We start from the raw sequence: 26,079 nt of genomic DNA, 5'->3' as shown, positions 1-26,079 counted from the left end.
ATTTATTAAAAACATGACACCAGTATGACGTCACTACACCACCGGATGACATTTTTTGACCTGGTGACCTGCGTTTACTCCCCTGGGGGCCCCACCCGCCCAACAAAGATGCAGATTGACGCAGCGCGGGTATAATCTCAGCCACGCTTTTCGCCACCGGAACGGGTTATGCGCCTGATACACACCTCAGACTGGCACCTTGGCCAGAACTTTTATACCAAAAGCCGTGCTGCTGAACACAGTGCTTTTCTGGACTGGCTGCTGGAAACGGTAACCCAACAGCAGATAGACGCCATTATTGTGGCGGGTGATATTTTTGATACCGGGGCGCCCCCCAGTTACGCCCGGGAATGCTACAACCGCTTTGTGGTCAACCTGCGCCAAACCGGCTGCCCGCTCTACATTCTCGGCGGCAACCACGATGGCGTCGCCACGCTCAATGAATCCCGTGACCTACTGGCGTGCCTCAACACCCATGTTATCGCCAGCGCTCGCCAACCCGAGGGGGAGCCCTGCGCACTGGAAATCCCCCAGCGCGACGGCACCCCGGGGGCCATTCTCTGCCCGATCCCGTTCTTACGCCCCCGGGATATTCTCCACAGCCAGGCCGGGCAATCCGCCCGGGAAAAGCACAGCGATCTGCTGGACGCCATCACCGGCCATTATCAGCACTGTTATCAGGCGGCCGTGGCGCTGCGCGGTGAGCGGCCGCTGCCAATTATCATGACCGGACACCTGACCACCGTTGGGGCTACCACCAGTGATGCGGTACGCGATATCTATATCGGCACCCTGGACGCTTTCCCCGCCAGCCATTTCCCCCCGGCAGACTATATTGCCCTCGGGCATATTCACCGCGCCCAGGCTGTGGGCGGCAGCCAGCATATCTGGTATAGCGGCGCCCCCATTGCCCTGAGTTTTGATGAGACCGGCCCGGCCAAAAGTGTCAACCTGGTGACCTTCGAACAGGGCAAATTGGCCCAGGTCACCCCGCTGGCGGTCCCGGTTACCCAGCCCCTGGCCACCCTGCGTGGCACTATGGCGCAGCTTACAGACCGGCTCAGCCACTGGCAAAGTGACCCGGCACTCCCTCCCTGCTGGCTGGATATTGAAATCAACAGCAGTGACTATCTGCACGATGTGCAGCGCCAGATCCGGGAAATCACGGCACCGCTACCGGTAGAAGTACTGCTGGTACGCCGCAGCCGGGAGCAGCGCCAGCAAGTGATTGCCAGCCAGCATAGTGAAACCTTAAGTGAGCTGAGTGTCAGCGATGTGTTTGAGCGGCGGCTTGATGCCGCACAACCCGATGATGCCCGGCGGGCGCGGCTGCGCACCTTATTTGCCTGCGCCCTGGAAAGCCTCAACCAGCAGGAGGACCCGGCATGAAAATTCTCAGCCTGCGGTTAAAGAACCTCAACTCCCTGAAAGGGGAATGGAAAATAGACTTCACCCAAGAGCCCTTCGCCAGTAGCGGCCTGTTTGCCATTACCGGGCCCACCGGAGCGGGTAAAACCACCCTGCTGGATGCGATTTGCCTCGCGCTGTATCACAAGACCCCGCGGCTGGATACCATCTCCCACACCCGCAATGACATCATGACCCGGGATACCGCCGAGTGCCTGGCCGAGGTGGAATTTGAGGTTCAGGGCTGTGCTTACCGGGCTTTCTGGAGCCAGAACCGGGCGCGTAATAGCGCCAGCGGCAAGCTCCAGCCCCCCAGAGTGGAGCTGGCCCGCTGCGCAGATGGCAAAATTCTGGCGGACAAGATAAAAGATAAACTGGACGCTATCGCCGGGCTAACCGGGCTGGATTACGGCCACTTTACCCGTTCAATGATGCTGTCCCAGGGGCAGTTCGCCGCATTTCTTAATGCCGACGCCAACGACCGCGCCGCCCTGCTGGAAGAGCTGACCGGCACTGAGATCTATGGCCGGTTATCCGCCGCGGTCTTTGACCACTACCGGGAGATAAAAAACCAGCTCGCCCAGGCGGAAGCCGCCGCCGCCGGCGTTCAGCGGCTGGACGCCCCGCAAAAGCAGGCCCTTGAGGAAAGTTTGCAAGCGCTTACTGAACAGGAAAAAGCCCTGCGCCAGCAGCAACAGGCACTGCAACAGTCCCAACAATGGCTGGCCCGGGAACAGCAACTGCTGGCCAGCCTGGAAAGCGCGCGTCAGGGGCACCAGGCTGCCCGGTTGGCCCAGCACCAGGCCGCCCCGCGCCTGGCGCAGTTGACCGCAAGCCTGCCCGCAGAAAAGCTGCGCCCGCTGTGGCAACGCCAGCAAGAACAGCGCCAGGCCCTGAACACCAGCCAGCAACAGCTTGAAAAAGTAAACACCCACTTACAGGCCGAAACGTCCCGCCGCCAGCAGGTACGCCACCTCGCCGTCCAGCAACAGCAGGCGCTCACCCGCGATATTCACCAGCTGGAACAGTGGCTGGGGGAACATGAACGTTACCGCCACTGGCAACATGAGCTGAGCGGCTGGAATGCCACCTTCCGCCAGCTTCAGGAACTGTGCCAGAGCCAACAAGAGCTGGGCCGGGAGCAGCGCGCCCAGCAACAGAAACTGGCGGCCCTGGTCCCTTGCGGGCTGGCCCTTAACAGCGACGATACCGCCGGGGCATTACAGCGCCTGGAGAGTGAGCGCCCGCTCCACCAGCAGCTCAGCACGTTACAGGCAGGGTTCGCCCCGCTCTATCAGCGCCAGGAATCACTCCAGCAGCAGGCGAGCCGGCACCAGCAGCAGTTAGCGTTACTGGCCCGCCAAACCGAAGAGAAACGCCAGCAATGGAGCGGAAAAAAGCGTGAACGGGACGACGTAAAACGGATTTGTGAACTGGAAGCCACCATTGTTAGCCTGGCAGAACACCGCGCCCATTTGCAGCCCGGCCAGCCCTGCCCGCTGTGCGGCTCGGAACAGCACCCGGCGGTGGCCCGCTATCAGACCCTCGCCCCGGGGGAAAACCAGCAGCGCTTACAGGCGCTGGAGGCCCAGCTCCAGCAACTGGCCGACGCCGGCGCCACCCTGAAAGGCAGCCTCAGCCAGTTAACCGAACAGCACCAGCAGGTCACCCGGGAGTTACAACAACTGGATGCCCAGCGCCAGCAGGCCGAAGGCAACTGGCAGGCCCTGTGCGCCCGCCTTGGACAACACTTCCCGCCGGGGGATCAGGCCAGCGACTGGCTGGCGGCCGAAGAGAGCCGTGAGCAACAATTACGCCTGCACCAGCAGCGTCTGGGGCTGGAACAGCAGCTGCTCGCCATCCAGCAGCGCCTTACCCGGCAACAGGCGGCCCATGACAGCCAACTTGCGGCATTAACCGGGCAATTACAGGGCCTGGGGCTCACTCCTCCAGCGCTGGACAGCAGCACCCAGTGGCTCACCGCCCGTGAGGCAGAAGCCCAGCAGTGGCAACAACAGCAAACCCGGCTCACCGCCCTGCAAGGTCAACTGGCCCAGTTACTGCCCCTGCTGGAAAGCCTGCCGGACGACGAACTGCCGCCTGACGGGGCAACCCATAGCGATGGCAGCCCCGATCTGAGCCAGTGGCAGCAGATCCACAGCCGCTGTGCCACCCTCAACGGGGAACAACAAAGCCTCGCCCGCCAGGTTGAGCGGGATACCGCCCAGCTCGCTGCGGCCTGCGCGGCGTTTGACGCCGCCCTGGCAAGTAGCCCCTTCCCGGACAGCGCGGCCTTCCAGGCCGCGTTGCTGGATGACAACCAGCGTCTGGGGCTGGAGGCCCTGCGGGATAGCCTCAGCAAGACCCTGATTGCGCAACAAACCCTCGAGTCCCAGGCCCAACAAGGCCTGGAGAGCCACCGGGCCGCCCGCCCGGCGCATCTGCCCCAGCAAGAGACCCCAGAGGGAGTTGCCGGCGCCCTCGCCGCCAGCGGCCAGGCCCTGCGCGAATGCACCAGCCGCCAGGGAGAGATCCAGCACCAGTTGCGGGCCGATGCGGCAAACCAGGTCCGTTTACAGGGGCTGCTGGACGACATCGCCCGCCAGCGCCAGCAGGCGGAAGACTGGGGGTATCTTAACGAGTTGATAGGCTCCCGGGAGGGGGATAAATTCCGCCGCTTTGCCCAGGGGCTGACCCTGGATAACCTGGTGTGGCTGGCTAACCAGCAGTTGCTGCGGCTGCACGGTCGCTATTTTTTACAGCGCAAAGAGAGCGAAGCCCTCGAGCTGGAAGTGGTGGATACCTGGCAGGCGGATGCGGTGCGCGATACCCGCACATTATCTGGCGGGGAGAGCTTCCTGGTCAGTCTTGCCCTCGCCCTTGCCCTGTCGGACCTGGTGAGCCACAAGACCCGTATTGACTCTCTGTTCCTTGATGAAGGTTTCGGCACCCTCGATGCGGACACCCTGGACACCGCCCTCGACGCCCTGGATACCCTCAACGCCAGCGGTAAGCATATCGGCGTGATAAGCCATGTAGAGGCGATGAAGGAGCGTATCCCGGTGCAAATCAAGGTCCATAAGGTCAACGGTCTGGGCTTTAGCCGGCTGGCCAAAACCTACGCGGTGGGATAAATACCGGCGGGGCGGGCCTCCCCGCCCCCGGGTGATAAGCGGCTTACAGCGGCCACAGCCAGGCAGCGCCCCGGACACCACTGGAGTCCCCGTGCTGCGCTTTACGGATCGGGGTGCGGCATTCGCCGCCAAACACCCAGCTTGCTATCAGGGGCGGCACGGTCTGGTATAGCCTATCCACATTGCTCATCCCGCCCCCTAACACGATAACGTCTGGATCCAGCATATTCACCACATGGGCGAGGGATTTTGCCAGCCGCATTTCATAGCGGGCCAGGGCTTGTTCTGCCCCGGGATCGCCCTGCGCTACCCGCTGAATAATCTCCGCCCCTTTCCGGGCCGTACCGGTCACGCGCTGGTAGTCTGTGGCAAATCCGGTGCCGGAAATAAACGTCTCGATGCAGCCCTGTTTACCGCAATAGCACGGTACCTCCTGGCGGTAACGCAACTCCTGGTCATCCATCCAGGGCAATGGGTTATGGCCCCACTCGCCGGCATTGCCGTTGGCCCCGATCAGGGTTTGTCCATTGAGGGCGATACCCGCACCGCAGCCGGTACCGATAATCACCGCGAACACCGTTGCCGCCCCGGCGGCCGCGCCGTCTGTCGCCTCGGAAACCGCGAGGCAGTTTGCGTCATTGGCAATGCGCACCTCCCGTGCGAGGCGCCGGGCGAGATCCTTATCAAAAGGCTGGCCATTGAGCCAAGTGGAGTTGGCGTTTTTGACCTTGCCACTCAGCGGCGAGAGGCTACCGGGAATGCCCACGCCAACGCTACCGCGCTGGCCGGTGGCGGATTCCGCCTGCGCCACCAGTTGAGCAATGGTCTCGATGGTTTGCGCATAATCATTACGCGGGGTGGGTAGCCGGTGGCGAAACAGTGGCTCTCCGCTGTCGGCCAGTGCAATCACTTCGGTTTTCGTCCCGCCTAAATCAATACCAATTCGCACCTGCATTTACCTCCATCATGTTGAATTTTATCAGTATACGCTTTAATCGCGCCGCCCGCGCGCCAGAAAACGTTGCGGCATTTTTACCGCGGCCGCCCCGGAAACGATGAAACCAGGCCCCTGATTCGCTATCATGCCCGCTGCGTTTCATGACAAGGCAAAACATCATCATGCTGTGGTTTAAAAATGTAATGGTTTACCGTTTAAGCCGTGACGTCACTTTGCGTCAGGACGAGATGGAAAAACAGTTAGCTCCGCTGTCGTTCACCCCCTGTGGCAGTCAGGATATGGCAAAAACGGGCTGGGTACCGCCAATGGGCGCACAGAGTGATGCGTTAACCCACGCCGTTAACGGGCAAATTATGATTTGCGCCCGTAAAGAAGAGAAGATCCTGCCGTCGCCGGTGATCAAACAAGCGCTGGAAGCGAAGATCCATAAGCTGGAAGCGGATCAAGGCCGTAAGCTGAAAAAGACCGAAAAAGACGCGCTGAAGGATGAAGTGCGGCACTCGCTGCTGCCCCGGGCATTCAGCCGCTTTAGCCAGACCATGATGTGGATCGATACCGTTAACGGTCTGATCATGGTGGACTGCGCCAGCGCCAAAAAGGCCGAGGATACCCTGGCCCTGTTGCGTAAAAGCCTCGGCTCCCTGCCGGTGGTTCCACTCACCCTGGAAACCCCTATCGAGCTGACGCTCACCGAATGGGTACGTTCCGGCAGTACGGCGCAGGGCTTCCAGCTGCTGGATGAAGCCGAACTGAAAGCTATCCTCGAAGATGGCGGAGTTATCCGCTGTAAAAAACAGGATCTGGTCAGCGATGAGATAGCCACCCATATTGAAGCGGGTAAAGTGGTCACCAAACTGGCCCTCGACTGGCAGCAGCGGATCCAGTTTATGTTGTGCGATGACGGTTCCGTGAAGCGTCTGAAGTTCTGTGACGAGTTGCGCGATCAGAATGATGATATCGATCGGGAAGATTATGCCCAGCGGTTCGATGCCGACTTCACGCTGATGACCGGTGAGCTGGCGGCGCTGATCCAGAGTCTGGTGGAAGGGCTGGGCGGCGAAGCCCAGCGCTAAACGCCATCTGGCCCGGCAAGCCGGGCCAGATGCGTGATCCGCAATGGTTATTCATCCTCAGGCCATTCTGGCATCTCAATAATAATCATATGCGCATGCTGCTCGGGGGCACGGAACGTCAGGGTTACCGGGCCGGTAATTTCCAGGGTATCCCGCGCATTCAGGGTGGGTAAATCCGCAATGGCCAGGCTCCCTTCAATATTGCTGATATAAGCCTGACGCCCGGCGGCCAGGCTCCAGCTCACCTCGGCATCGCTATTGGTCAGCTCGCTGACATACATATTAATGTCCTGATTCAGCTGGAGCGGCGCATCGTCATTTTTAATACTGCCGACAATGTGCGCAATCCGGTTCTCGCGGTCCTGCTCGCTAAAGTGGTGGCTGTGATAACGAACGTCCAGCCCCTGTTTCGGCGGCAAAATCCAGATCTGTAAAAAACGGCACCAGTCATCATGGTTATTCAGCTCTGAGTGCCAGACACCGCTCCCGGCGGTGATCGCCTGAGCATCACCGCGGCTCAGCACTTCTTCTTGCTGGGTGGCGCTGTCCCAGTGGGTCAGATGACCGTGGACCACATAACTGACGATTTCCATATCTTTATGGGGATGGCGATCAAAACCACTGTGGGGTTTTACATCGTCATCATTGACCACCCGCAATACCCCGTAGTGCATATTGTCTGGATCGTAATAATTGGCAAATGAGAAATGGAACCGGGTATTGGCCGGGTGATACTCGCTGGCCGGTAAATAATGCAGCGAATCAGCGGGTTTTAAACGATAATGTGTGCCCATGGCAGTGTCCTCAATATTGTTGATGGCCACATAGTAGGCTTACCCCTGACAGGGATAAATGGGCCCTCCCGTAAGACTCTATTACGCAAAATGAAAGAATATGATTTAACCGCCCTGCGCAGCTTTGTTGCGGTGGTCGACAGCGGCAGTTTCTATCACGCCGCCATGCAGCTGGAAGCCAGCAGCGCGGCAATCAGCCGCCGGATCTCGGCCCTTGAGGCAAGCCTTGGGGTTAAGCTGCTCAACCGCACCACCCGCCAGCTGGATGTCACCCCCGCGGGCCAGCAGTTCTATCAGGATGTCACCGCCGTCCTTAACGCCCTTGAACAGGCGGAGGAGCGGCTAAACTGCGCCCAGGAAACCTATAATGGCACCGTGCGGCTCGGGGCGCCGCTGAGCTTCGGGATGAAAAAGCTCGCCCCGCTGTTACCGCAATTTATGCAGCAATATCCCCATATCACGCTGCAACTGCATATGGACGATCGGGTAACCGATATGGTGACCGAGGGGCTGGACCTCTCGCTACGGATTGGCCAGTTAGCGGATTCAACGCTGGTGAGCCGGCGTATTGCCCTGTTGCCGCGCACATTCTGTGCCGCCCCGGACTATCTGGCCCGCCACGGAACACCGCACACCCCTGAACAGCTGCAACAGCATGCCTTACTGCGCTATTCGCTGCTGCCGGCCCGGGACGAGTGGAATCTGCCAGAGTGCAGCCAGGCCACCGAGTATTATACCCCGCTGGCGGTCAATAACGGTGATGTGCTGGCCACCGCGGCGGTTGCCGGGATGGGGATAGCCATGTTGCCTGAGTTTATGGTGGAAGATGCGCTGAATAGCGGCAGCCTGGTGCGCCTGCTGGAAGATGCCGCGCCCTCGCCGCTCCCGTTATCGCTGGTGCGGCCTTCCCGCCAGTTTACCCCGGTGCGGGTAACGGCACTGATGCAGTTTCTGCAAACGGCGCTGGCGCCGCAAGCGGGAAAATAGACGCCGGTGTGGGGACCACACCGGCAGATATTACAGATAACGGCACAGGTAGGCGGTGGGTTCCGCCACTTCGAGGGCAAACTCACTGTTACCCGGCACCTGGAATGACGCCCCGGCACCGAATACCTGCCACGCGGTGCTCCCCGGCAGCAGGACATTCAGTTCTCCGCTGATAACGGTCATCTCTTCCGGTTGACCGGTGCCAAAGGTATATTCACCGGCGGCCATCACCCCGACGCTGGCGCGCCCGGTGGCACTGCTGGTAAAACCGATCGACTTCACTTTCCCTTCAAAATATTCATTACTCTGGAGCATGACGGCGCCTTACATGAATGTTCGCTGAAACATCCAATATAGTCGCGGGCAACAAGCGCTGTCACGCACTATCTTCCCTATATTAAACAACCAATTCTGAGGCCAGCCGCGTCAGCAATGATGCCGATAACAGCACCGGAACATCCAGCGCCTTTTGCAGTAGATCCCGGTGTTTTAGCCGGTATCCGGCGCTATCAAGCACAATCACGTCGGCCCCCCGGTTTACCAGCTCCCGGCCGGCGTCAAGTACCGAGTCATCGTCCTCACTAAGTGGGTTTGCCAGGGTAAACAGCGGTGAGTTATCCAGCCCCTGCCATTTGAGCCGCTGCTGTTGCAAAAGCTCCTGCGCGGGGACCACCACCCCAACCTGGTGCCCTTCAACAATAGAGGCCACCAGCGGCGGGATAATACGTTCGGACTCAAGTAACATCGCGTCCCGCACCGTGAGCGACTCAAAACGCGACGAGCTCAGCAGCAAAATGACGCTAACCCCCTGCCGTTCCAGCAGTTGCACGATAGTTGTAAGGGCGTCTTCGACGCGCGCTCTCGACAGGCAAATGGTCTGTTTGTCCTCCAGCAGGGTAAATAACGGTGTATCCCCGGGTTGATAACCGTACTCCTGTTCCACTTGCTGGCGAGACATACCACTCAGCAGGCATATATGCCGAAACTGGTGTTCAGTAAGCTGTTCCGTCAGCATATTTTTGATATCACCGACCGGGATTGCCCCAATGGTGAGAATTGCCAACTCTGTATTCATAAAGGTGATCCGCGTTACTGTTCTACCGGCTGAGCCAACTGGCCACAACGTTTCTGGTCCCGGTGCATGCGGCAGTGAATATCGCCGCGCAAGAAACCAAATCACAACATGTGATTAACTAATTAATAGCTAAAAAATACACTTTTACACATAAAAGGCAGAATAATGACGAAATTACCAAGGATTCGGCGAGCAGACGGGAGAAAAGGCACAAAACCAGAAAAAATATCCTGCGGATCGGCCCCTGTTCACTGTCGGTGCGGGGGCCGGGCCTCAGCCCCCGCGACAGGCGATGGCCCGGGGCTGGCACAGGGGGGATTAACTGGCTCTGGCGTAGTGTAACGCCTCAAGAATGGCCTCAACCACCTGCTCCGGCGGGCGGTTGGCATCAATAATATGGTGGGCGGCTTGTTGATAGAGCGCATCCCGGGCGGCCAGTACATCGGCCATTTCGTCCGCAATGGGCCGGCCGGTCAGGGTTGGGCGCTGATCCTCTTGCGGAAATGCCGTCAGACGCCCGGCTAAAATCTCTGCCGGCGCCTGTAAGTAGATAACCTGGCCGTTATCCCGCATAAAGTGGCGGTTACCTTCCGCCAGCACGATCCCGCCACCGGTGGCCACCACCGTACCCGGGGCCGTCACCTGCCGTAATGCCTCGCTCTCCCGGCGCCGGAACCCCGGCCATCCGTCCTGTTCAACCATGTCGGCAACCGTCATTTGTGTGGTTTCCAGCAACCAGCGATCGGTGTCGGTAAAACGAAAACCCAGTGCCCGGGCCAGTGCATTTCCAGTCGTGGTTTTCCCGCACCCGCGGGCGCCAACTAAGAAAACAGGTCGAGTCATGAATGGTAAATCCTCTTCATACCAGCTCTTCAGGGTGAAGACTGGCTGACAGCGCAAACAACAAAAGCGGATGATAGCAGTAATCACGCCTCGGTGAAATCTGTAAATATTTCATTACATATCGTAAGCGATAATGTCCTGACTGGCACACTATAGCCCACAAAAACGCACCGTATTCGTAAAGATATAATTACACAAAATCAACAGCGGCCGACGGCAGCGATCATCCCCTTTCAGCCATTCATTTTTGGTAAAGAAATCTGTGCAAAGCTTTACGTAACACCATATTTACAACGACCGGTTTTCGGTCAAACTATGCTGGTTTTTACGATAACTCTTTTTAAGGTAGTCACAATGCAATCTGAAGAACAGCGCTTGATTGATGGTCTTTTTGCCCGCCTGCAACAAGCAGAAAACCAAAGTGGAGCCCGTGAGGCTGAAGCTGAGGCGCTGATTGCTGAGCATCTGAAGCAGCAACCCGGCGCCCCTTATTATATGGCCCAGACCATCCTTATCCAGGAGGCCGCCATCAAACAATTAACCAGCCGGGTTGAGGCGCTGGAGACCGAAGCCACCCAACTGCGTGAAACCGCACGCCCATCCAGCGGCGGCTTCCTCGCCGGGCTGTTTGGCGGCGGCCAGAAAGCCCCGGCCAGTGATAACGGCTATCGCCAGTCCGGGGGGTCAGCCCCGATTCCGGGTACCCGCCCGGGGAACAACCCGTTTGCCGCCAATAATGCTTCCGGCTATGGCGCACCGGCCCCGCAAGCTGCCCCCCAGGCCGCGCGCAGCGGCGGCTTTATGGCCGGGGCCCTGCAAACCGCCGCCGGCGTGGCCGGTGGCGTGGTGCTCGGCAACATGCTGACCAACATGTTCCACCACACCGCCCCGGAAGAGATAGTCAATATCATTAACGAGCCGGAAAAAGCCGGGGATAATAACCCGACGGCCAACAACGCTGATAACAGCAGCGCTGCGGATAATAGCGATGACGGCCTGGTGCAAAATGCCGCCTGGCAGGATGACAATAGCGGCTATGATGACAACAGCTATGACAATGACGACTTCGCCGGTGATGACTTCGGCGATGACGACAGCTGGGTATAATCCGCCATTAGCCCCGCAGGCTGGCCTGTAACCACTGCTCCAGCCCATTGGCAAATTGCTGGCGTTCCCGTTGGCTCATGGCCGCCGGGCCGCCAGTTTGCACACCGCTGGCCCGCATCGTGTCCATAAAGTCACGCAGGGTTAGCTTCTCGCGGATGGTGGCGGCGGTATAACGCTCTCCCCGGGGGTTCAGCGCATCGGCGCCCTTCTCCAGCACTTCCGCCGCCAGCGGAATATCCGCCGTTATCACTAAATCCCCCGGCCCGCAGCGGCGGACAATTTCGTTATCAGCGACATCAAAACCGGCGGGCACCCGCAGCATTTGAATATACGGGGATGGCGGGATTCGCAAACTCTGGTTTGCCACCAGAGTCACCGTGATTTGTGTACGCTGTGCGGCGCGGAATAAAATCTCTTTAATTACCCCAGGGCACGCATCGGCATCCACCCAGATTGCCATCATTCTCTCTCCTGTTCTGATACACTCAGTGGCGAATTGTTGCCTGCATCGCGTTGTCAGGCAACCGACTTATTTCACTTTCTGGTGTACTGGTGGCAGAGACACTTCACAGCGCTGGTCTGCGTCGTGCTTCCCCGCACGCTCACGCCGGGGCCATAACGGACAGCTATCACCCGCTATCGCCAGTCGCCACTCAAAAGTAAGGAGCATGATTCGTGGATAAAAATATTGGTTTTATTGGTTGCGGCAATATGGGAGAGGCCATCCTCGGCGGGCTGCTGGCCAGTGGACAAGTTCAACCGGCAAACATCTGGATTTATACCCCATCACCGGACAAAGTCGCGGCGCTGAGCGCTAAATACGGGGTAAATCAGGCACACAGCCCCCAGGAAGTGGCGCAAATTGCCGATATCGTCTTTGGCGCCGTAAAACCCAATATCATGCTCAAAGTGATGAGTGAGATAAACAACAGCCTGAATAAAGAGACCCTGGTTATCTCCGTTGCGGCGGGGATAACCCTGGATAATCTGGCGTCTATTCTCGGCCACGATCGCAAGATTATCCGCGCCATGCCAAATACCCCGGCGCTGGTGAATGCGGGCATGACCTCGCTCACCCCGAATGCCCTGGTCACCCAGGAAGATATCGCCAATGCGCTGAATATCTTCCGCAGTTTTGGTCAGGCTGAAGTGGTAGACGAATACCTGATTCACCCGGTGGTTGGCGTCAGCGGCTCTTCTCCGGCCTATGTGTTTATGTTTATTGAAGCAATGGCGGATGCCGCCGTACTGGGGGGAATGCCCCGGGCACAGGCCTATAAATTTGCCGCACAGGCGGTGATTGGCTCTGCCAAAATGGTGCTGGAAACCGGCAAACATCCGGGGGAGCTAAAAGATATGGTGTGCTCCCCGGGGGGAACCACAATTGAAGCGGTAAAAGTGCTGGAAGAGAAAGGCTTCCGCGCCGCGGTAATGGACGCAATGGATAAATGCATGCAGAAGTCTATTCAGCTGAGCAAATCCTGATAGCAGACAGAGTGGCACGCCCGTGCCACTCTGGATCATTCGACGTTAACGTCTGCTGCCGGGGTGGGTTACCCGGCATTATTTTTTCAGGCAGGTGCTCATAAAGGCTTTGCGCGGGCTGCCTTTCAGTGCCTGTTTGCTGGCTTCACCGTTACATTCCTGCATTTTCACCTGCTGCGGTGTCAATGCCTTACCGTGGGCCGCTGCCGGGCTCTTCAGGCAGCTGCTCATAAAGCTTTTACGGTCATCGCCCTTCAGGGCCTTAGTACCCGCCTGCTGATTGCAGCTTTGCATCCGCATCTGCTGGCTGGTCAGCGGTTTATCCGCGGCCTGCGCCGTCACAACCGATCCCATCATCCCCGCCAGGAGCATCACCATTATTGTCTTTTTCATAATCTATCCTATCGCAAATATCGCTATATCAGAGTCTGCCTCACTCGGGGTGAGTAAGGCGGATGCCGGGGGCACCGGCACTGGGCAGAAACTGCAATCCCCTTGCCATATATCAGGCCCTCAGACAGCCGCCAGCCCACGCGGGGCCATCAATAATAGCCCGCAGGGCACAGATTAAGTCTGGTATGAATTCCGGGAAATAGCACCCGGACACTGGCACTTTCTGTGAACCAGCTAACAAGCACACATAACCGATAACATCCGGCTACAGGCCATCTGCTATGGGTATTAGCAACGCATTACACTGAAGTTACATTTGCTTATTTAGAGTGCAATTTCGGGGGTTCAACCGCAGTTATTCTACTGATATTTAATATATAACAGCTACCCCGTCGTGCTGTATAGGTGATAAGAATAGCTAGTCGAGCAGTTTATGAATTTGTTGATGTAGCAGGTTCACATCGTAGCCGGCAGAATCCAGCTCATCGCGATTTACTTTTGCTATCGTCCCTTCAATCAGACGCTGGCGTTCATCACTGCTCATCTTGTCCATCATCTGGCGAAAAAAAAGCTCCATCACCGCAACCCGGTGTTCAAGACGGATGGACTCCTCTTCCCTGGCGGCAAGAATGACCAGCAACTCTGAAATTAAAGATCTCATGGCAAGCTCTCTGGCAATCATGTATTAAAAATCTATCATCACCATCTGAATATTCCTAGTCTATAAGGAAATTATTTTATGCTTTATTTTGGGTATGTATTTACCCTAAGGAATATGATACAGCGAAACGTTTAAATACATTGTGGAAGGCCGTTTTATTTTATCACTGCGCCCCATACCAGGCCGCGCGCAGCGGCATTAATCATGGTCTGTAATTCTGAATCACTCCCTGTTTTATCGTGTTATTTAATGCCATAAAGGGGCAATGTCATCCGATATTTATTTTATCCTATCCAGATCCTTTTTTTATTACCCGGCGGAAGTAATGCGTCGTACGACAATAAAATGTTAGCTGACGCACAAATGCATTATCACCTAATAATTAGAGGGGTATTACATAAGCAAGGTATGCTTCCCCCTCTGCCCGGTTATTTTTCCCCGCTGGCTCTGCGCTGAATATCCAGACAGCGGCGGTAGCGCAGCCCCCAGCTAAGCTGGACAATATTTATCAGCACCGTTATCGCCGTGGCCAAAAACACCCAGCGGAACCCCACCATCGCGGAAATACCGGCCCCCATTAACGGGCCCAGTACGTTCCCGAGGTACATAAAAGATTGGTTATAACCAAAAATACGCCCGGTCACCTGCTCACTGGCATATTTCATCAGTAAGGTCTGCACCGCCGGCAACATCGCGCCATCGGCAAAGCCGAGTAAAAAACGCAATATGCCTAACTGCAATGGCGTGGTGGCAAAGGACATGGCAAAGAATAACACCACCGCACAACAGAGGGTGGCCATCAAAATACGGGCGGTGCCGATCCGGTCTCCCAATTTCCCCAACCGGGGGGCGGAAATCAGCGCCGAGATCCCGGGCACGGCGGCAATAAGCCCGCTCACAAAAGCAATATTATTGCTGTCCGGGGTCATGGATTTAATAAACAGCGCCAGGATTGGGCCAATTGAGCCGTTGCACATCTGAATCACCATGGTGGTGATAAAAAGGCTTAGCATTAATAAGGGATACGGCAGCGAGGCAAATACCTGTTTGCCGCTTAAATGCTGGCTTTTGTTTTGTTCAGGGCGCGGGCCTTCTTTAATCAGAAACAGGGTGACCAGGAAGCTAATTACCAGCAAGCCAGAGGTGACCAAAAAGACCGTGCGCAACCCCAGATGGTCCGCCATCAGGCCGCCCATCAGTGGCCCGAGGATAACCCCGCTTATCTGCCCGGTAGACAAGGTGCTCAGCGCCCAGCCGCTGCGGTTACGGGGCACCTGTGAGGCCACCAGCGCCATCGCATTCGGAATATAGCCGGAGGTCAGCCCCATGATGCCGCGCAGAATAAACAGCTGCCAGACGTTGGTCGCAAACGCCTGCAATAAGATGGTGATAGCCATCCCCAGCGAGGCACGCAGCAACATCAGCTTACGGCCTTTGCGGTCTGCCAGGCTGCCCCACATCGGGGAGACAATGGCCGAAATCAAAAACGTCACGCTGAACGTCAGCCCTGACCACATCGACAACGCTTCATGGGAGCTGACCCCCAATTGCGCAACATAGAGCGGCAGGAATGGCAGGATCTGGCTAATGGCGAGGCCAGTAAAAAAACAGCCAAACCACACCGAGATAAGATTTACTTTCCAGGATTCCATAGGTCGCAAGCTTTCATCAAGGCAGCGGACACCGGGCCCGGCCCACCCGGTTTCCGGGTGAAATAATTCACAGACTAACTAGTTTATCATACAAAAACACCAGGCATGTAGCCTAAGCTGCCCTGCGGTTGCGCGACCTGTTCGCCAATTGGTCAGTTGCCGCCCCAGAACGCGCTGGAGCATGAAACCCACCGGCAGGCGTGCTATTTTGTTAGCTTTCGTAGCGCGTAAGCTAAATCTCAGGTGTGACATGGCAAAATTACGGGTAGGGATCGTCTTTGGCGGCAAATCCGCTGAACATGAAGTCTCTCTTCAGTCGGCGAAAAACATTGTCGACGCAATTGATAAAACGAAATTCGACGTAGTGCTGTTAGGGATTGATAAGCAAGGTCAGTGGCACGTGAATGATGCGGCTAATTACCTGGCGAACGCCACGGACCCGGCCCATATCGCCCTCAACCATTCCGGCGTAAATCTGGCCGTTGCCCCTGGCCAGCAGCGCCAACAGTTAATTGATGCCGCTAACGCCAGCCCGCTGCCCCAGCTGGATGTGGTCTTCCCGATTGTTCACGGCACTCTCGGCGAAGATGGCTCCCTGCAGGGAATGCTGCGCATGGCGAACCTGCCGTTCGTCGGCTCCGGGGTGCTCGGCTCTGCGGTCAGCATGGATAAAGACGTTGCTAAGCGCCTGCTGCGCGATGCGGGCCTCAACGTGGCGCCTTTTGTCACCCTCACCCGGGCAAACCGCGACAGCGTCAGCTTTGACCAGTTGGCGCAACAGCTGGGCCTGCCGATGTTTGTCAAACCCGCCAACCAGGGCTCTTCTGTGGGGGTCAGTAAAGTGAATAGCGCCGCGCAGTATCAGGACGCTGTCGCTCTGGCGTTCCAGTTTGACAGCAAGGTGGTGGTGGAAAAAGGCATCGTCGGCCGGGAAATCGAATGCGCCATCCTCGGCAATGACTATCCCGAGGCCAGTACCTGCGGTGAGATTGTTATCAACAGCGACTTCTACTCCTACGACACCAAATATATTGATGACAAAGGCGCGCAGGTTGTGGTTCCGGCCGCTCTCGCCCCGGACATCAACGACAAGATCCGCGCTATCGCCATCCGCGCCTACCAGGCACTGGAATGCAGCGGCATGTCCCGGGTGGATGTATTTTTAACCCCGGAAAATGATGTCATTATTAACGAAATCAATACCCTGCCTGGGTTTACCAACATCAGCATGTACCCCAAACTGTGGCAGGCCAGCGGTATCGACTATCAGACATTGATAACCCGTCTGATTGAGCTGGCCATTGAGCGCCATCAGCAGGACAGCGCCTTAGTCAGCACCATCAGCCACTAAATGGCTTACCCGGCGTCCGGTTGCTCCGGACGCCGGCGAATAATCATCCCCGCCAGCCAGAACCCGAGCCCCCAGGTCACCAGCCCCAGGGCATATTGCCGCCACCCTTCTGCAGTGATCCCCGCCAGCCCGGCCACCCCGTTAAGTATAAAAATCAGCCCGATGGCAACGGCATAGTAGTGCCAGTCCCGGCGTATTTTTTGCGGCAGGTTTTTCATGGTGCGCTACTCCTGTCTGTCAGAACCCGTCTCTCTGGCGGTGCGGCATAGTAACCTTGTTCCCGGCCAGACAACAGCACGCCCCCCGCAATTGGCCGCCCCATAGGATAAAAGTGTGATCGGTTACAAATAATACATTTCAGGAATTTTCTGGCGGGGATTTACCAGAAATCTGATATTGCATTTTCTCGCCGCGGGCCACACTGGCTATCAATCGGCAGAACCATTGTGGTCAGTTATTTGTCTGGAATGATATCGGGAGGGGTTATGGCAGGTATTACATCGCCGAAATCTTTTACATCCGAAATCCGGCGGGAGTTTTCCCACTCCGGTAATTTGTCCTGGGCGCCATTTGTGGTGCTGTGCCTGTGGGGGGGGTCAGAAATTATCAGCCTGCTGGCCCATGCGCCGGGTTTGCTCGAACACATCATGCAAACCCACAGCAGCGCCCGGCCAACCATTGAAATGAGCCCCAGTGTCGGGCTGATATTCGGTATTGCCACCGTTGCCGGTGGCCTGGTAATACTCGGTGCCGTGGGGCTTTACCTCCGCCTGCGCCGCCGCCACGGTTAGCGCTGCTTCATACAGGCCGCGCGCCGTTCATCCACCCGTTTTGCGAACCACGCCGTGGTGAGATTACGGGTAATTTTCGGGCTTTCGAGGGTGATCCCCGGCAGCATCTCCCTGGGAAGAGATTTTCCTGCTTTGGCTTCCGCCAGCCGGTAAACGCCCTGGTAGAGCGCGGTTTTCTCAAACGCCAGGCTATCCCCCTGCTTTAACGCGCGGTGGATCTCGCTGTTGCTCATATCCAGTTTGCCCGCCAGTTTGCGTACCGCCAGCTCCGTTTTACCGGGCTCATCAGTGTCGTAACGCACCACATCGCCATCAAGGGCCAGTTTCACGCCGCTGGCTTTGGCCACCGCCGACTGAAAGGCCGCATTGCGGCTGGCATACCAGCCGGCATTAAAGTCCGCAAAGCGGTACAGCGGCTGGGTATAGTTAACCGGGTAATTCAGCAGATGATAGGTCCCGAACCAGATCCCGCCCCGGCGGCTAAACACCTCCTGGCGCACGGTCCCTTCCATCTTCCACGGGTAACCCCGGGTATGTTGCTCCGCAAACGCGATACTCACCTGCATTGGCCCACCGGTGTGTACCGGGTTCAAATTGCCAAACAGTGTCTGCCCCATGGGGACCATATTGATAAAGTCATCAAAAATGGCGCTGAGTTGTTTTTCACTTGTTACCTTATCCAGCCGCTCACTGTAGCTCTGGCCGTTAGGGGATTTAATCAACAGCGCGGTATGGACCAGGAAAGCGGGAATGTGCATATTCCCGGCCCGGCGATCAATCTCCTGCCAGGCGATTTTCCCCAGCCCCGGCACCTGAGGATCATCCTGATAGGTGGACTCCTGGGCGGCGACCGCCAGCACGGAACAGATATTCTCTTCGCTCGGCGCCAGTTTCTGGCTGGCAAACGCGGTGGCGATATCGCTGGCCCAGCCATTACGATCCTTCACGCTGGCCGGCATTTTTTGCTTAACCACGCTGGCGACATCCAGCGGTTTTTGGTCGCTGTGGGTAACCGGTGCCGTCGTTTTGGTACTACACCCGGCCAATACCAGTAATCCCAATAGTGCCAGGGGCCGGACAATATTTTGCTGCGATTTCACACCCTTTCCTTCTTATGGCCGTTATCCGTCACACCCTATCATTTTTACGTTTACTGACGAAATAAGAATCCAGCTTGACAAATATTTGCCATGGCAGTAATTTCATTTGCATTAAATGCCATGGCAAAGACCTTGCTCTCATTATGCTTTCTCATAAAAAACTTCATCTGGCGCTGCTGATCCACCTGACCAATCAGTTTAAAGATCAGCTTATTAACCAGTATTTCTCCGGGGCAGACATTACCGCAGCCCAGTTCAAAGTATTGATAACCATATATAAAGGGATCACCAGCCCGGTTGAGATCAGCCGTTGTCTGATGATGGATGCCGGGGCCATGAGCCGCATGCTGGAAAGGATGGTCAAACGGGATTTGATTATTCGCACCAATAATCCTCAGGATAAACGCCAGGTTATCCTCCAGTTAACGGCCAAAAGCGAGGCACTGTGCGAGCACTTTCAGACCCGGATACTGGGGCATTTCCTGGCCGATCTCACCCGCCGGCTCACCCCGGAGGAAGCCGGACAGCTGGAGCAGCTCTTACTCAAGATGCTGCCCGATGAGACCACCACCCCATACCTGAATTTACCGGTTTAACAGTTAAAGGTCTGCTCATGGACACCACGCCAGATACTACCGAACAGCGCCAGCGCGCCAGTAAGCGCAAACGCAATTTTGCCATTCTGCTGATTATCATCGCCCTGGCTGTAGCAGGCACCCTCACCTGGTATCTGCTGTATGGCCGCTATTATGAAGAGACCGATGATGCCTACGTGGACGGTAATCAGGTTATCTTAACCCCGCGCGTCAGCGGCACCGTTACCCAAGTCAGCGTTGATGAAGGGGATTATGTGCAAAAAGGCCAGCCGCTGGTGTTGCTGGACCCCAGCGACACCGACGTTGCCCTGCAACAAGCCGAAGCGGCCCTCGCCAGCACGGTCCGCCAGGTGCGCGGCCTGTACAGCACCGCCGATAACTACCGGGCCCAGGTGGCGGCCAAAAAGGTTGCCCTGCAACAGGCAGAAAGCGACTACGCCCGCCGCCAGCGGATTTTTGCCAGCGGCGCAGTCTCTGCAGAAGATCTGTCCCACTACCGCGACACGGTAAACACCGCCCGTAATGACCTGATAGCCGCCGAACAGGCCCTGCGAACCAATCAGGCGATGGTGGATGACACCGTTATCAACAGCCACCCGGAAATCAAAAGCGCCGTGGCCGATCTGCGCCAGAAGTACCTTGATCACGCCCGCACAACCATTGTGGCGCCGGTAAGTGGTTTTGTGGCCAAACGCGCCGTGCAGTTAGGGATGCGGGTCGACGCCGGTACCACCCTGCTGGCCATCGTGCCGCTGGATCAAGTGTGGGTGAATGCCAACTTCAAAGAGAGCCAAATGCGCGAGATGCGCATTGGTCAGCAGGTCACGCTGACCGCGGATCTCTACGGTGATGATGTGACCTACCGTGGCCGGATTGAAAGCCTCGGCATCGGCACCGGCAGCGCCTTCTCCCTGCTGCCCGCCCAGAACGCCAGCGGTAACTGGATCAAAATCGTCCAGCGCCTGCCGGTGAGGATCACCCTGGATCCACACGATATGGCGAAACACCCGCTGCGCATTGGCCTGTCAATGCTGGCCACGGTGGATTTACGCCATACCCAGGGGGCACTGCTGCCGGATAAAACCGTGGCGCATCCGCGCTTCTCCACCGATGTGTATAACGACCCGCTGGCTAACGCCGAGCAACTGGTGAACAAAATTCTGCAACAAAACAGCCAGCCACACGCCGGTAGCCAGTGACCACGATGCAGGATAAAGCCGCCTTCACGCCCCCCAATATGGTGCTCGCGACAGTCGCCCTGTCGCTGGCCACCTTTATGCAGGTGCTGGACTCCACCATTGCCAACGTGGCGCTGCCCACGATTGCCGGTAATATGGGGGTCAGCGCCGATCAGGGCACCTGGGTTATTACCTCTTTTGCGGTCTGTAACGCCATCGCCCTGCCGCTTACCGGGTGGTTCACCCGCCGCTTCGGCCAGCTGCGGCTGTTTATCGCCTCGGTGATGCTGTTTACTCTGGCGTCATTCCTGTGTGGCTTCGCCCACAGTATGACCGAGCTGATTATCTTCCGGGCGCTACAGGGCTTTTTTGCCGGCCCGATGTTCCCCATGTGCCAGACCCTGTTGCTGGTTATCTTCCCGTCCTCAAAGCGCACTATGGCGCTGGCGCTGCTGTCGATGGTCACCGTGGTGGCGCCCATTGTCGGCCCAATCACCGGGGGCTGGATAACCGATAACTACACCTGGCCGTGGATTTTCTATATTAATGTGCCGATCGGTATTTTTGCGGCTATTGCGGTCTGGGGGCAGTTACGCGCCCGGGAAGAGCACACCCAGCGGGTGCCTATCGACTATATCGGCATTGGGTTACTGGTCCTCGGGGTTGGATTGCTACAAGTGGTGCTGGATAAAGGCAACGATCTGGACTGGTTCGCCTCCGACGCGATTGTCACCATGTCGCTTATCTCCCTGGTGGCACTGGTCGCGTTTGTTATCTGGGAACTGGGTGACCGGCACCCGATCGTGAATTTGCGCCTGTTTGCCGACCGTAACTTCACCGTCGGCACCCTTGCCCTGAGCCTCGGATATGCGGCCTTCTTTGCCATTAATATTATTCTGCCCCAGTGGCTGCAAACCCAAATGGGCTACACCGCCGTCTGGGCCGGGCTGGCCTCAGCCCCGATGGGGGTTATCCCCCTGATGCTGACCCCGATTGTCGGGCGCTACGCCGGGCGCGTTGATTTACGCCTGCTGGCCTCGCTCTCATTTCTGGTTATGGGGAGCTCCTGCCTGTTGCGCGCCGGTTTTAACACCGATGTCGACTACGACACCATTGCGGAAGTGCAGCTGTTTATGGGGGTGGGGGTGGCGCTATTTTTTATGCCGATCACCACCATCTTGCTGTCCCGCTTGCAGGGTAATGATATTCCCGACGGTTCAGGGCTGGCCACCTTCCTGCGCGTGCTGGGGGGAAGTTTCGCCTCGTCGCTGACCACCTGGATCTGGTCCCGGCGGGAAATATTCCACCACGCCAGGCTGGCGGAGAGCGTCTCCGTCTGGGACCCGGCCACCCAGCGTTACCTTCAGCATATCGGCGGCGCCAGCCAGACCACGATGGCGCAGATTGACCGGCTGGTCGAAAACCAGGCCTATATGATGTCGACTATCGACTACTTCCATCTGCTGGGCTGGGGATTTATGGGGCTGATGGTGATTATCTGGTTTGCCAAACCGCCGTTTATGCGCGATGGCGGCAGTGGCGCCCCGGCGGCGGGGCATTAGCGGGGAAAGGCCCGCCGGTACTCCGGCGGGACGGGGATTAACCGGCGATGTGCTGCTCTTGCTGTTCCCGCAGCAGGCTGTCATTGAGCTGGCGCTCAAAACTGCGCAAACGCTTATAGATAGACATCAATTCCACCAGCGTGGTCCAGGAGCTGATCAGATACTGGAACGCGCTGCGCACCTGGCCGAACACGTTGGTTATCTGGGTCATCAACCCGAGGGTGATCCCCGCCGACACCACCGAAGGCAACAGCAGGAAAATCCCGAACACCGAATCGAGCTGCAAATAGAGGATGCGCGCGATATTAAAGTAGGTGTAATGGAAATAGAGCCGGAAGTAGTTATGGCGCACATTGCGAAACAGCGTCTGCACCGTGGGGGGCTGGGCGCGGTCAGCATTATCTTCACCGTACACCAGCTCCTTACGGTAGGCGGCTTCCACCTGCTGATTTTTAAACTCCAGCCCCGGCAGTTTAATCCCGACAATCGCCAGTAACCCGGTACCCAGCAGGGACCAGGCAATGGCCGCAATCACCAGACCATAAGGAATATGGCCGATAATCGGCAGGTCCGGAACATGGGGAGAGAGCGCCACCAGCACCGGTAAAAAGGCAATCAGGGTCATAATGGCATTGATAAAACTGACCCCCATATCCTCAACGGTGGAGGCAAAACGCATAGTATCTTCCTGGACACGCTGGGCGGCCCCTTCGATATGGCGCAAATGCTGCCAGTTGGCCATATAGTATTCGTTCATGGCGGTACGCCAGCGGAAGACATAGTGGCTGATAAAGAAATAGGTCATCACCCCCACGGTCACGGCAATTAACGCAATGCCGAGGAAGATCCCTATCTCGCGGTAGAACTGGCCAATCTGTACGCTATTCGCCGAGCTCAGCGCCTTCTGGATCAAGTCGTAGAACGGCGCATACCAGGCGTTAATCGCCACGCTCACTTCCACCTGGAACCAGGTGACAAACACAATCAGCGCCGAACCGAGGATCGACCATTTCTGCCAGCGATGAGGGCTATAGATAAACCAGAACCCGGCAAACAGCCCTACGCACACCGCATAATAGGCATAAAACACCAGATTGCCCCGGGTCCAGAACCGGGCGGCACTGACCGGCAAATCTTTGGTTGCCCCAACGGCATGCTCCAGCCAGCCTCCACCGCCCGCTTGCCAAAAAATAATGGCGATAAGCGCCCAAATAAATGCCGACGTAAAAAATGCCGTCGGCCGGGGGAAAAAAGACTTAAACATCTGGAAACTCCTGTGGATTTTTGTTGTTCTTCCCGCTCACTATCCCCCAACAGGTGTGCAGCGGGAGGCATTCCATCGCGGCGCATACTCGCACCGGCCTGTTACCTTATCGCTAAGTGCAGTAGCGGACTGGGAAATCTTGTTTCAAAGCATGACCTGGGGCAATGATTTTACGTCTGAAAATCCGGTTTATGTCTTATTGTCACCGGTTAGCGGCCATAATTACCGCCACCGGCTTAACCTGCACCGGATTCCCCGGCAGGGTTAATGTTGCCCATACCTGATTGTGGTGAGCAATCAGTGCTGCGCCACTTACCGCCTCGCGATCGGCGGTAGTGTGAGCATCCGCCGCCACGGTGATCCGGTAGCCCAGGCTGGCCCCCACTTTAATGGTGGTATCAAGACAATAATCGGTAGCACATCCACAAATAATAAACGCCCGCTGGCCGATACCCGCCAGCACCTGGGCCAGGGCCGTCTGCCAGAAGGCATCACAGGCGGTTTTTGTCACATATAACGCATTATCCGGCTGGTGTATCCCGGGTGCCAGAGCAAACGCCGTGCTGCCCGGTACCATTTCCCCTTCGCTGTGCTGAATGAAAATCGTCTGCTCCGCGGCGGCGGTCAGCGCGTTAATCTGGTCAATACAGTGCGCCACCTGATGACGGGGCAACGCCAGAACACCGTTTTGCATATCCACAACCACCACAACCCCTACCATGATCTCACCTCTTGTGCGGTCCATTTTTGCTGCAATCACCGGTATGCAGGCCGGAAATAGTGACATTGATTACATCAATTAACCAACATCCCTTTGCACAACGCAGCGGAGTAGTATAAATACGGATATTATAAATTTCTTTGTGCAGTGGGTTCCTTCTTGAAACGTCATATCACCAAACTCGTTGCGCTGGCATTATCCATACTACCAGCCATTAGCCATGCTCAAACGTCGCCGGATCCGGTCTTTTCATCGGACATCGTCGACCGCTACGCCAGCCACATTTTTTACGGCAGTGGCGCCACCGGGATGGCCATTGTGGTCATTGACGGTAATCAGCGTGTTTTTCGCAGTTTCGGGGAAACCCGGCCAGGCAATAACGTTCACCCGCAGATGGACTCAGTGATCCGCATCGCCTCACTGACCAAACTCATGACCAGCGAAATGCTGGTGAAGCTGCTGGATCAGGGGGTAGTAAATCTTCACGATCCGCTGAGCAAATATGCCCCGGCCGGTACTCGGGTGCCCAGTTTTGATGGTAAACCGATTGATCTGGTGAATTTGGCCACCCACACCAGCGCCCTGCCCCGGGAACAGCCCGGCGGACCGGCGCGCCGCCCGGTGTTTGTCTGGCCCACCAAAGAACAGCGCTGGCACTGGCTCTCTACCGCGAAGCTGACCGCCGCCCCGGGTAGCGTGGTGGGCTATTCCAATGTGGCCTTCGATCTGTTGGCCGATGCCCTTGGCCGGGCGGCGGGTAAACCTTATGATCAGCTTTTCGAAGAGCAGATCACCCGCCCACTGGGGATGAAGGACACCACCTTTACCCCCTCGCCTGACCAGTGCGCCCGCCTGATGGTGGCAGAAAAAGGCGCCAGCCCCTGTAACAATACGCTGGCCGCCATGGGCAGCGGCGGGGTCTATTCCACCCCGGACGACATGATGCGCTGGATGCAGCAATTCCTCTCTTCTGATTTCCACGCCCGCAGCCGCCAGGCGGACCGGATGCAAACCCTTATCTATCAGCGCAGCCAGTTCCGCCGGGTAGTGGGAATGGATGTCCCAGGCCGGGCAGATGCCCTGGGGCTGGGTTGGGTCTATATGGCACCGAAGGCGGGCCACCCGGGTATTATTCAGAAAACCGGCGGTGGCGGCGGCTTTATCACCTATATGGCGATGGTGCCCCAGAGTAATGTCGGCGCGTTTGTGGTTATCACCCGTTCACCGCTGACCCGCTTTAAAAACATGAGCGACGGCATCAACGATCTGGTGTCCGAGCTGAGCACACCGCGCACCAATACCGCCACTTCCCCAAGTATCTGACTGACATCCGGCAGGGAATATCCCTGCCGGATTATCTTTTTCGTGCAAAAGCACTTGTTACCACATATCAACATGTGGTTTATTCTATAAAGTAGAACAGTGAGAACAGGCGTTATACTCACGCTGCTTTACAAAAAAACAGATAACTAAACTAATCACAGGACAACATCACTCCGAATAAGAAATGATTCAAGCATAATGGACGCAGTACGTTAAATATTCACATGAGGAATAACGGGATGAAAAGGGACTCTTTCACCAATGGCGTTATCGATCAGACATTACACTGGATTGACGAAAATATTCATGAACGTGTTACTCTGGACGATCTGGCGCGCAAAACAGGATATTCTAAATGGCACTTCCAGCGGTTGTTCTACGCCCGGATGTCTATTACCGCCGCCAGCTATATTCGCAATGCGAAATTAATGCGGTCGGTCATCGATTTAAAATTCAGCGATCGCAATATCATTGCCATCGCGGAAAAATACGGCTTCAGCTCCCAGCAATCTTATACCCGCACCTGGCTTTGTTGAATAAATCGAACTTTTAGCCGAAATTAGGATCAGATCACCACACTCCTGACCCTGTAGCGACATCCTGTGACAAAGCAAAAGTTCAAAA

At 56.8% G+C, this 26,079-nt stretch carries 26 protein-coding genes; 13 read left to right on the top strand and 13 right to left on the bottom strand.

All coding sequences use genetic code 11. The features are described from left to right. Positions 1-168 precede the first annotated feature (168 nt). Together sbcD and sbcC are read left to right on the top strand one after the other, a co-directional pair. Entirely contained in the window at positions 169-1,389 is a 1,221-nt protein-coding gene (sbcD, locus tag F9C28_RS07455) for an exonuclease subunit SbcD (protein ID WP_199014602.1), read from the top strand. Then, complete coding sequence (sbcC, locus tag F9C28_RS07450; RefSeq protein ID WP_199014601.1) at positions 1,386-4,541, top strand: exonuclease subunit SbcC; 3,156 nt, start codon at positions 1,386-1,388, stop codon at positions 4,539-4,541. Before sbcD ends, sbcC begins: the two co-directional genes overlap by 4 nt. Before the next feature lie 43 nt (positions 4,542-4,584). On the opposite strand, the gene mak is transcribed toward sbcC, so the two are convergent. Next, positions 4,585-5,490: a fructokinase gene (mak, locus tag F9C28_RS07445; protein WP_199014668.1), complete on the bottom strand. Its 906-nt coding sequence runs from the start codon at positions 5,488-5,490 to the stop codon at positions 4,585-4,587. A gap of 170 nt (positions 5,491-5,660) precedes the next feature. Between mak and rdgC the strand changes: the two genes are divergently transcribed. Then, positions 5,661-6,572: a recombination-associated protein RdgC gene (rdgC, locus tag F9C28_RS07440; RefSeq protein WP_199014667.1), complete on the top strand. Its 912-nt coding sequence runs from the start codon at positions 5,661-5,663 to the stop codon at positions 6,570-6,572. 47 nt (positions 6,573-6,619) lie between these two features. Here rdgC and F9C28_RS07435 read toward each other — a convergent pair whose 3' ends face one another. Beyond that, the gene (locus tag F9C28_RS07435; RefSeq protein WP_199014600.1) at positions 6,620-7,366 is read right to left on the bottom strand and encodes a pirin family protein; all 747 of its coding nucleotides are present in this window, start codon (positions 7,364-7,366) and stop codon (positions 6,620-6,622) included. 90 nt (positions 7,367-7,456) lie between these two features. Between F9C28_RS07435 and F9C28_RS07430 the strand changes: the two genes are divergently transcribed. Next, the gene (locus F9C28_RS07430; protein ID WP_199014599.1) at positions 7,457-8,353 is read left to right on the top strand and encodes a LysR family transcriptional regulator; all 897 of its coding nucleotides are present in this window, start codon (positions 7,457-7,459) and stop codon (positions 8,351-8,353) included. A gap of 30 nt (positions 8,354-8,383) precedes the next feature. Here the strand turns inward: F9C28_RS07430 and ppnP are convergent, their stop codons facing one another. The 3 genes from ppnP to aroL form a co-directional block, all read right to left on the bottom strand. After that, positions 8,384-8,668 (bottom strand): pyrimidine/purine nucleoside phosphorylase, encoded by a 285-nt coding sequence (ppnP, locus tag F9C28_RS07425; protein ID WP_199014598.1) that lies wholly within the window; start codon positions 8,666-8,668, stop codon positions 8,384-8,386. Between the two features lie 82 nt (positions 8,669-8,750). Further along, a complete protein-coding gene (locus tag F9C28_RS07420) occupies positions 8,751-9,428 on the bottom strand; it encodes an AroM family protein (protein WP_199014597.1) in 678 nt (225 codons plus the stop codon). 318 nt (positions 9,429-9,746) lie between these two features. Next, positions 9,747-10,271: a shikimate kinase AroL gene (gene aroL / locus F9C28_RS07415; RefSeq protein WP_199014596.1), complete on the bottom strand. Its 525-nt coding sequence runs from the start codon at positions 10,269-10,271 to the stop codon at positions 9,747-9,749. A 354-nt stretch (positions 10,272-10,625) separates the two neighbouring features. Between aroL and F9C28_RS07410 the strand changes: the two genes are divergently transcribed. Then, complete coding sequence (locus F9C28_RS07410) at positions 10,626-11,378, top strand: DUF2076 domain-containing protein (protein WP_199014595.1); 753 nt, start codon at positions 10,626-10,628, stop codon at positions 11,376-11,378. A gap of 7 nt (positions 11,379-11,385) precedes the next feature. Here the strand turns inward: F9C28_RS07410 and F9C28_RS07405 are convergent, their stop codons facing one another. After that, positions 11,386-11,838 carry a YaiI/YqxD family protein gene (locus F9C28_RS07405; RefSeq protein WP_199014666.1) on the bottom strand — a complete coding sequence of 151 codons (453 nt, stop codon included), beginning with the start codon at positions 11,836-11,838 and terminating at the stop codon, positions 11,386-11,388. Positions 11,839-12,053: 215 nt separating this feature from the next. Between F9C28_RS07405 and proC the strand changes: the two genes are divergently transcribed. Then, positions 12,054-12,863: a pyrroline-5-carboxylate reductase gene (gene proC, locus F9C28_RS07400; protein ID WP_199014594.1), complete on the top strand. Its 810-nt coding sequence runs from the start codon at positions 12,054-12,056 to the stop codon at positions 12,861-12,863. A 78-nt stretch (positions 12,864-12,941) separates the two neighbouring features. Here proC and F9C28_RS07395 read toward each other — a convergent pair whose 3' ends face one another. The 3 genes from F9C28_RS07395 to F9C28_RS07385 form a co-directional block, all read right to left on the bottom strand. Beyond that, positions 12,942-13,256: a PsiF family protein gene (locus F9C28_RS07395; RefSeq protein WP_199014593.1), complete on the bottom strand. Its 315-nt coding sequence runs from the start codon at positions 13,254-13,256 to the stop codon at positions 12,942-12,944. 418 nt (positions 13,257-13,674) lie between these two features. Next, entirely contained in the window at positions 13,675-13,917 is a 243-nt protein-coding gene (locus tag F9C28_RS07390) for a sigma-S stabilization anti-adapter protein IraP (protein ID WP_199014592.1), read from the bottom strand. Positions 13,918-14,345: 428 nt separating this feature from the next. After that, positions 14,346-15,569 (bottom strand): multidrug efflux MFS transporter, encoded by a 1,224-nt coding sequence (locus F9C28_RS07385; RefSeq protein WP_199014591.1) that lies wholly within the window; start codon positions 15,567-15,569, stop codon positions 14,346-14,348. Between the two features lie 250 nt (positions 15,570-15,819). Here F9C28_RS07385 and ddlA point away from each other — a divergent pair, with 250 nt between their 5' ends. After that, a complete protein-coding gene (ddlA, locus tag F9C28_RS07380; RefSeq protein WP_199014590.1) occupies positions 15,820-16,920 on the top strand; it encodes a D-alanine--D-alanine ligase in 1,101 nt (366 codons plus the stop codon). Positions 16,921-16,925: 5 nt separating this feature from the next. Here ddlA and F9C28_RS07375 read toward each other — a convergent pair whose 3' ends face one another. Then, on the bottom strand, positions 16,926-17,138 hold the full coding sequence (locus F9C28_RS07375) for a DUF2754 family protein (RefSeq protein ID WP_199014589.1): 213 nt from the start codon (positions 17,136-17,138) through the stop codon (positions 16,926-16,928). A gap of 267 nt (positions 17,139-17,405) precedes the next feature. Here F9C28_RS07375 and F9C28_RS07370 point away from each other — a divergent pair, with 267 nt between their 5' ends. Continuing rightward, complete coding sequence (locus F9C28_RS07370; RefSeq protein WP_199014588.1) at positions 17,406-17,711, top strand: DUF2755 family protein; 306 nt, start codon at positions 17,406-17,408, stop codon at positions 17,709-17,711. On the opposite strand, the gene F9C28_RS07365 is transcribed toward F9C28_RS07370, so the two are convergent. Beyond that, positions 17,708-18,793 (bottom strand): DUF1615 domain-containing protein, encoded by a 1,086-nt coding sequence (locus tag F9C28_RS07365; RefSeq protein WP_408641455.1) that lies wholly within the window; start codon positions 18,791-18,793, stop codon positions 17,708-17,710. The two genes, F9C28_RS07370 and F9C28_RS07365, sit on opposite strands and share 4 nt — an antisense overlap. A 161-nt stretch (positions 18,794-18,954) precedes the next feature. Here F9C28_RS07365 and F9C28_RS07360 point away from each other — a divergent pair, with 161 nt between their 5' ends. From F9C28_RS07360 to F9C28_RS07350, 3 genes are read left to right on the top strand one after another with little or no spacing between them, the layout of a single operon-like run. After that, complete coding sequence (locus F9C28_RS07360; RefSeq protein WP_199014586.1) at positions 18,955-19,407, top strand: MarR family transcriptional regulator; 453 nt, start codon at positions 18,955-18,957, stop codon at positions 19,405-19,407. 17 nt (positions 19,408-19,424) lie between these two features. Further along, a complete protein-coding gene (locus F9C28_RS07355) occupies positions 19,425-20,606 on the top strand; it encodes an efflux RND transporter periplasmic adaptor subunit (protein ID WP_199014585.1) in 1,182 nt (393 codons plus the stop codon). Between the two features lie 5 nt (positions 20,607-20,611). After that, positions 20,612-22,147 (top strand): DHA2 family efflux MFS transporter permease subunit, encoded by a 1,536-nt coding sequence (locus tag F9C28_RS07350; protein WP_199014665.1) that lies wholly within the window; start codon positions 20,612-20,614, stop codon positions 22,145-22,147. Between the two features lie 37 nt (positions 22,148-22,184). Here the strand turns inward: F9C28_RS07350 and sbmA are convergent, their stop codons facing one another. Next, positions 22,185-23,411, bottom strand: a complete 1,227-nt coding sequence (gene sbmA, locus F9C28_RS07345; protein ID WP_199014584.1) for a peptide antibiotic transporter SbmA — start codon at positions 23,409-23,411, stop codon at positions 22,185-22,187. Positions 23,412-23,613: 202 nt separating this feature from the next. Next, positions 23,614-24,132, bottom strand: a complete 519-nt coding sequence (locus tag F9C28_RS07340) for an isochorismatase family protein (RefSeq protein ID WP_199014664.1) — start codon at positions 24,130-24,132, stop codon at positions 23,614-23,616. Positions 24,133-24,303: 171 nt separating this feature from the next. Between F9C28_RS07340 and ampH the strand changes: the two genes are divergently transcribed. Together ampH and F9C28_RS07330 are read left to right on the top strand one after the other, a co-directional pair. Further along, complete coding sequence (ampH, locus tag F9C28_RS07335) at positions 24,304-25,455, top strand: D-alanyl-D-alanine-carboxypeptidase/endopeptidase AmpH (RefSeq protein ID WP_332909405.1); 1,152 nt, start codon at positions 24,304-24,306, stop codon at positions 25,453-25,455. Between the two features lie 239 nt (positions 25,456-25,694). Continuing rightward, complete coding sequence (locus tag F9C28_RS07330; protein ID WP_233148972.1) at positions 25,695-25,991, top strand: helix-turn-helix domain-containing protein; 297 nt, start codon at positions 25,695-25,697, stop codon at positions 25,989-25,991. Positions 25,992-26,079: the final 88 nt, after the last annotated feature.

It is taken from the genome of Shimwellia pseudoproteus (assembly GCF_016415625.1).
Lineage (GTDB): Bacteria > Pseudomonadota > Gammaproteobacteria > Enterobacterales > Enterobacteriaceae > Shimwellia > Shimwellia pseudoproteus.
Note: the sequence above shows the minus strand (reverse complement) of the source record. Positions and strands in the feature narration are given on the sequence as shown.

Excerpts from the sequence above, each read along its gene's own strand:
- F9C28_RS07430 (WP_199014599.1), top strand. The coding sequence starts at position 7,457 with ATGAAAGAATATGATTTAACCGCCCTGCGCAGCTTTGTTGCGGTGGTC.
- F9C28_RS07405 (WP_199014666.1), bottom strand. The coding sequence starts at position 11,838 with ATGGCAATCTGGGTGGATGCCGATGCGTGCCCTGGGGTAATTAAAGAG.
- F9C28_RS07355 (WP_199014585.1), top strand. The coding sequence starts at position 19,425 with ATGGACACCACGCCAGATACTACCGAACAGCGCCAGCGCGCCAGTAAG.
- F9C28_RS07350 (WP_199014665.1), top strand. The coding sequence starts at position 20,612 with ATGCAGGATAAAGCCGCCTTCACGCCCCCCAATATGGTGCTCGCGACA.
- sbcD (WP_199014602.1), top strand. The coding sequence starts at position 169 with ATGCGCCTGATACACACCTCAGACTGGCACCTTGGCCAGAACTTTTAT.
- F9C28_RS07390 (WP_199014592.1), bottom strand. The coding sequence starts at position 13,917 with ATGAGATCTTTAATTTCAGAGTTGCTGGTCATTCTTGCCGCCAGGGAA.
- F9C28_RS07375 (WP_199014589.1), bottom strand. The coding sequence starts at position 17,138 with ATGAAAAACCTGCCGCAAAAAATACGCCGGGACTGGCACTACTATGCC.
- aroL (WP_199014596.1), bottom strand. The coding sequence starts at position 10,271 with ATGACTCGACCTGTTTTCTTAGTTGGCGCCCGCGGGTGCGGGAAAACC.
- sbmA (WP_199014584.1), bottom strand. The coding sequence starts at position 23,411 with ATGTTTAAGTCTTTTTTCCCCCGGCCGACGGCATTTTTTACGTCGGCA.
- F9C28_RS07385 (WP_199014591.1), bottom strand. The coding sequence starts at position 15,569 with ATGGAATCCTGGAAAGTAAATCTTATCTCGGTGTGGTTTGGCTGTTTT.
- F9C28_RS07420 (WP_199014597.1), bottom strand. The coding sequence starts at position 9,428 with ATGAATACAGAGTTGGCAATTCTCACCATTGGGGCAATCCCGGTCGGT.
- F9C28_RS07360 (WP_199014586.1), top strand. The coding sequence starts at position 18,955 with ATGCTTTCTCATAAAAAACTTCATCTGGCGCTGCTGATCCACCTGACC.
- F9C28_RS07340 (WP_199014664.1), bottom strand. The coding sequence starts at position 24,132 with ATGGTAGGGGTTGTGGTGGTTGTGGATATGCAAAACGGTGTTCTGGCG.
- sbcC (WP_199014601.1), top strand. The coding sequence starts at position 1,386 with ATGAAAATTCTCAGCCTGCGGTTAAAGAACCTCAACTCCCTGAAAGGG.
- ppnP (WP_199014598.1), bottom strand. The coding sequence starts at position 8,668 with ATGCTCCAGAGTAATGAATATTTTGAAGGGAAAGTGAAGTCGATCGGT.
- F9C28_RS07330 (WP_233148972.1), top strand. The coding sequence starts at position 25,695 with ATGAAAAGGGACTCTTTCACCAATGGCGTTATCGATCAGACATTACAC.
- ddlA (WP_199014590.1), top strand. The coding sequence starts at position 15,820 with ATGGCAAAATTACGGGTAGGGATCGTCTTTGGCGGCAAATCCGCTGAA.
- rdgC (WP_199014667.1), top strand. The coding sequence starts at position 5,661 with ATGCTGTGGTTTAAAAATGTAATGGTTTACCGTTTAAGCCGTGACGTC.
- F9C28_RS07435 (WP_199014600.1), bottom strand. The coding sequence starts at position 7,366 with ATGGGCACACATTATCGTTTAAAACCCGCTGATTCGCTGCATTATTTA.
- F9C28_RS07410 (WP_199014595.1), top strand. The coding sequence starts at position 10,626 with ATGCAATCTGAAGAACAGCGCTTGATTGATGGTCTTTTTGCCCGCCTG.
- F9C28_RS07395 (WP_199014593.1), bottom strand. The coding sequence starts at position 13,256 with ATGAAAAAGACAATAATGGTGATGCTCCTGGCGGGGATGATGGGATCG.
- F9C28_RS07370 (WP_199014588.1), top strand. The coding sequence starts at position 17,406 with ATGGCAGGTATTACATCGCCGAAATCTTTTACATCCGAAATCCGGCGG.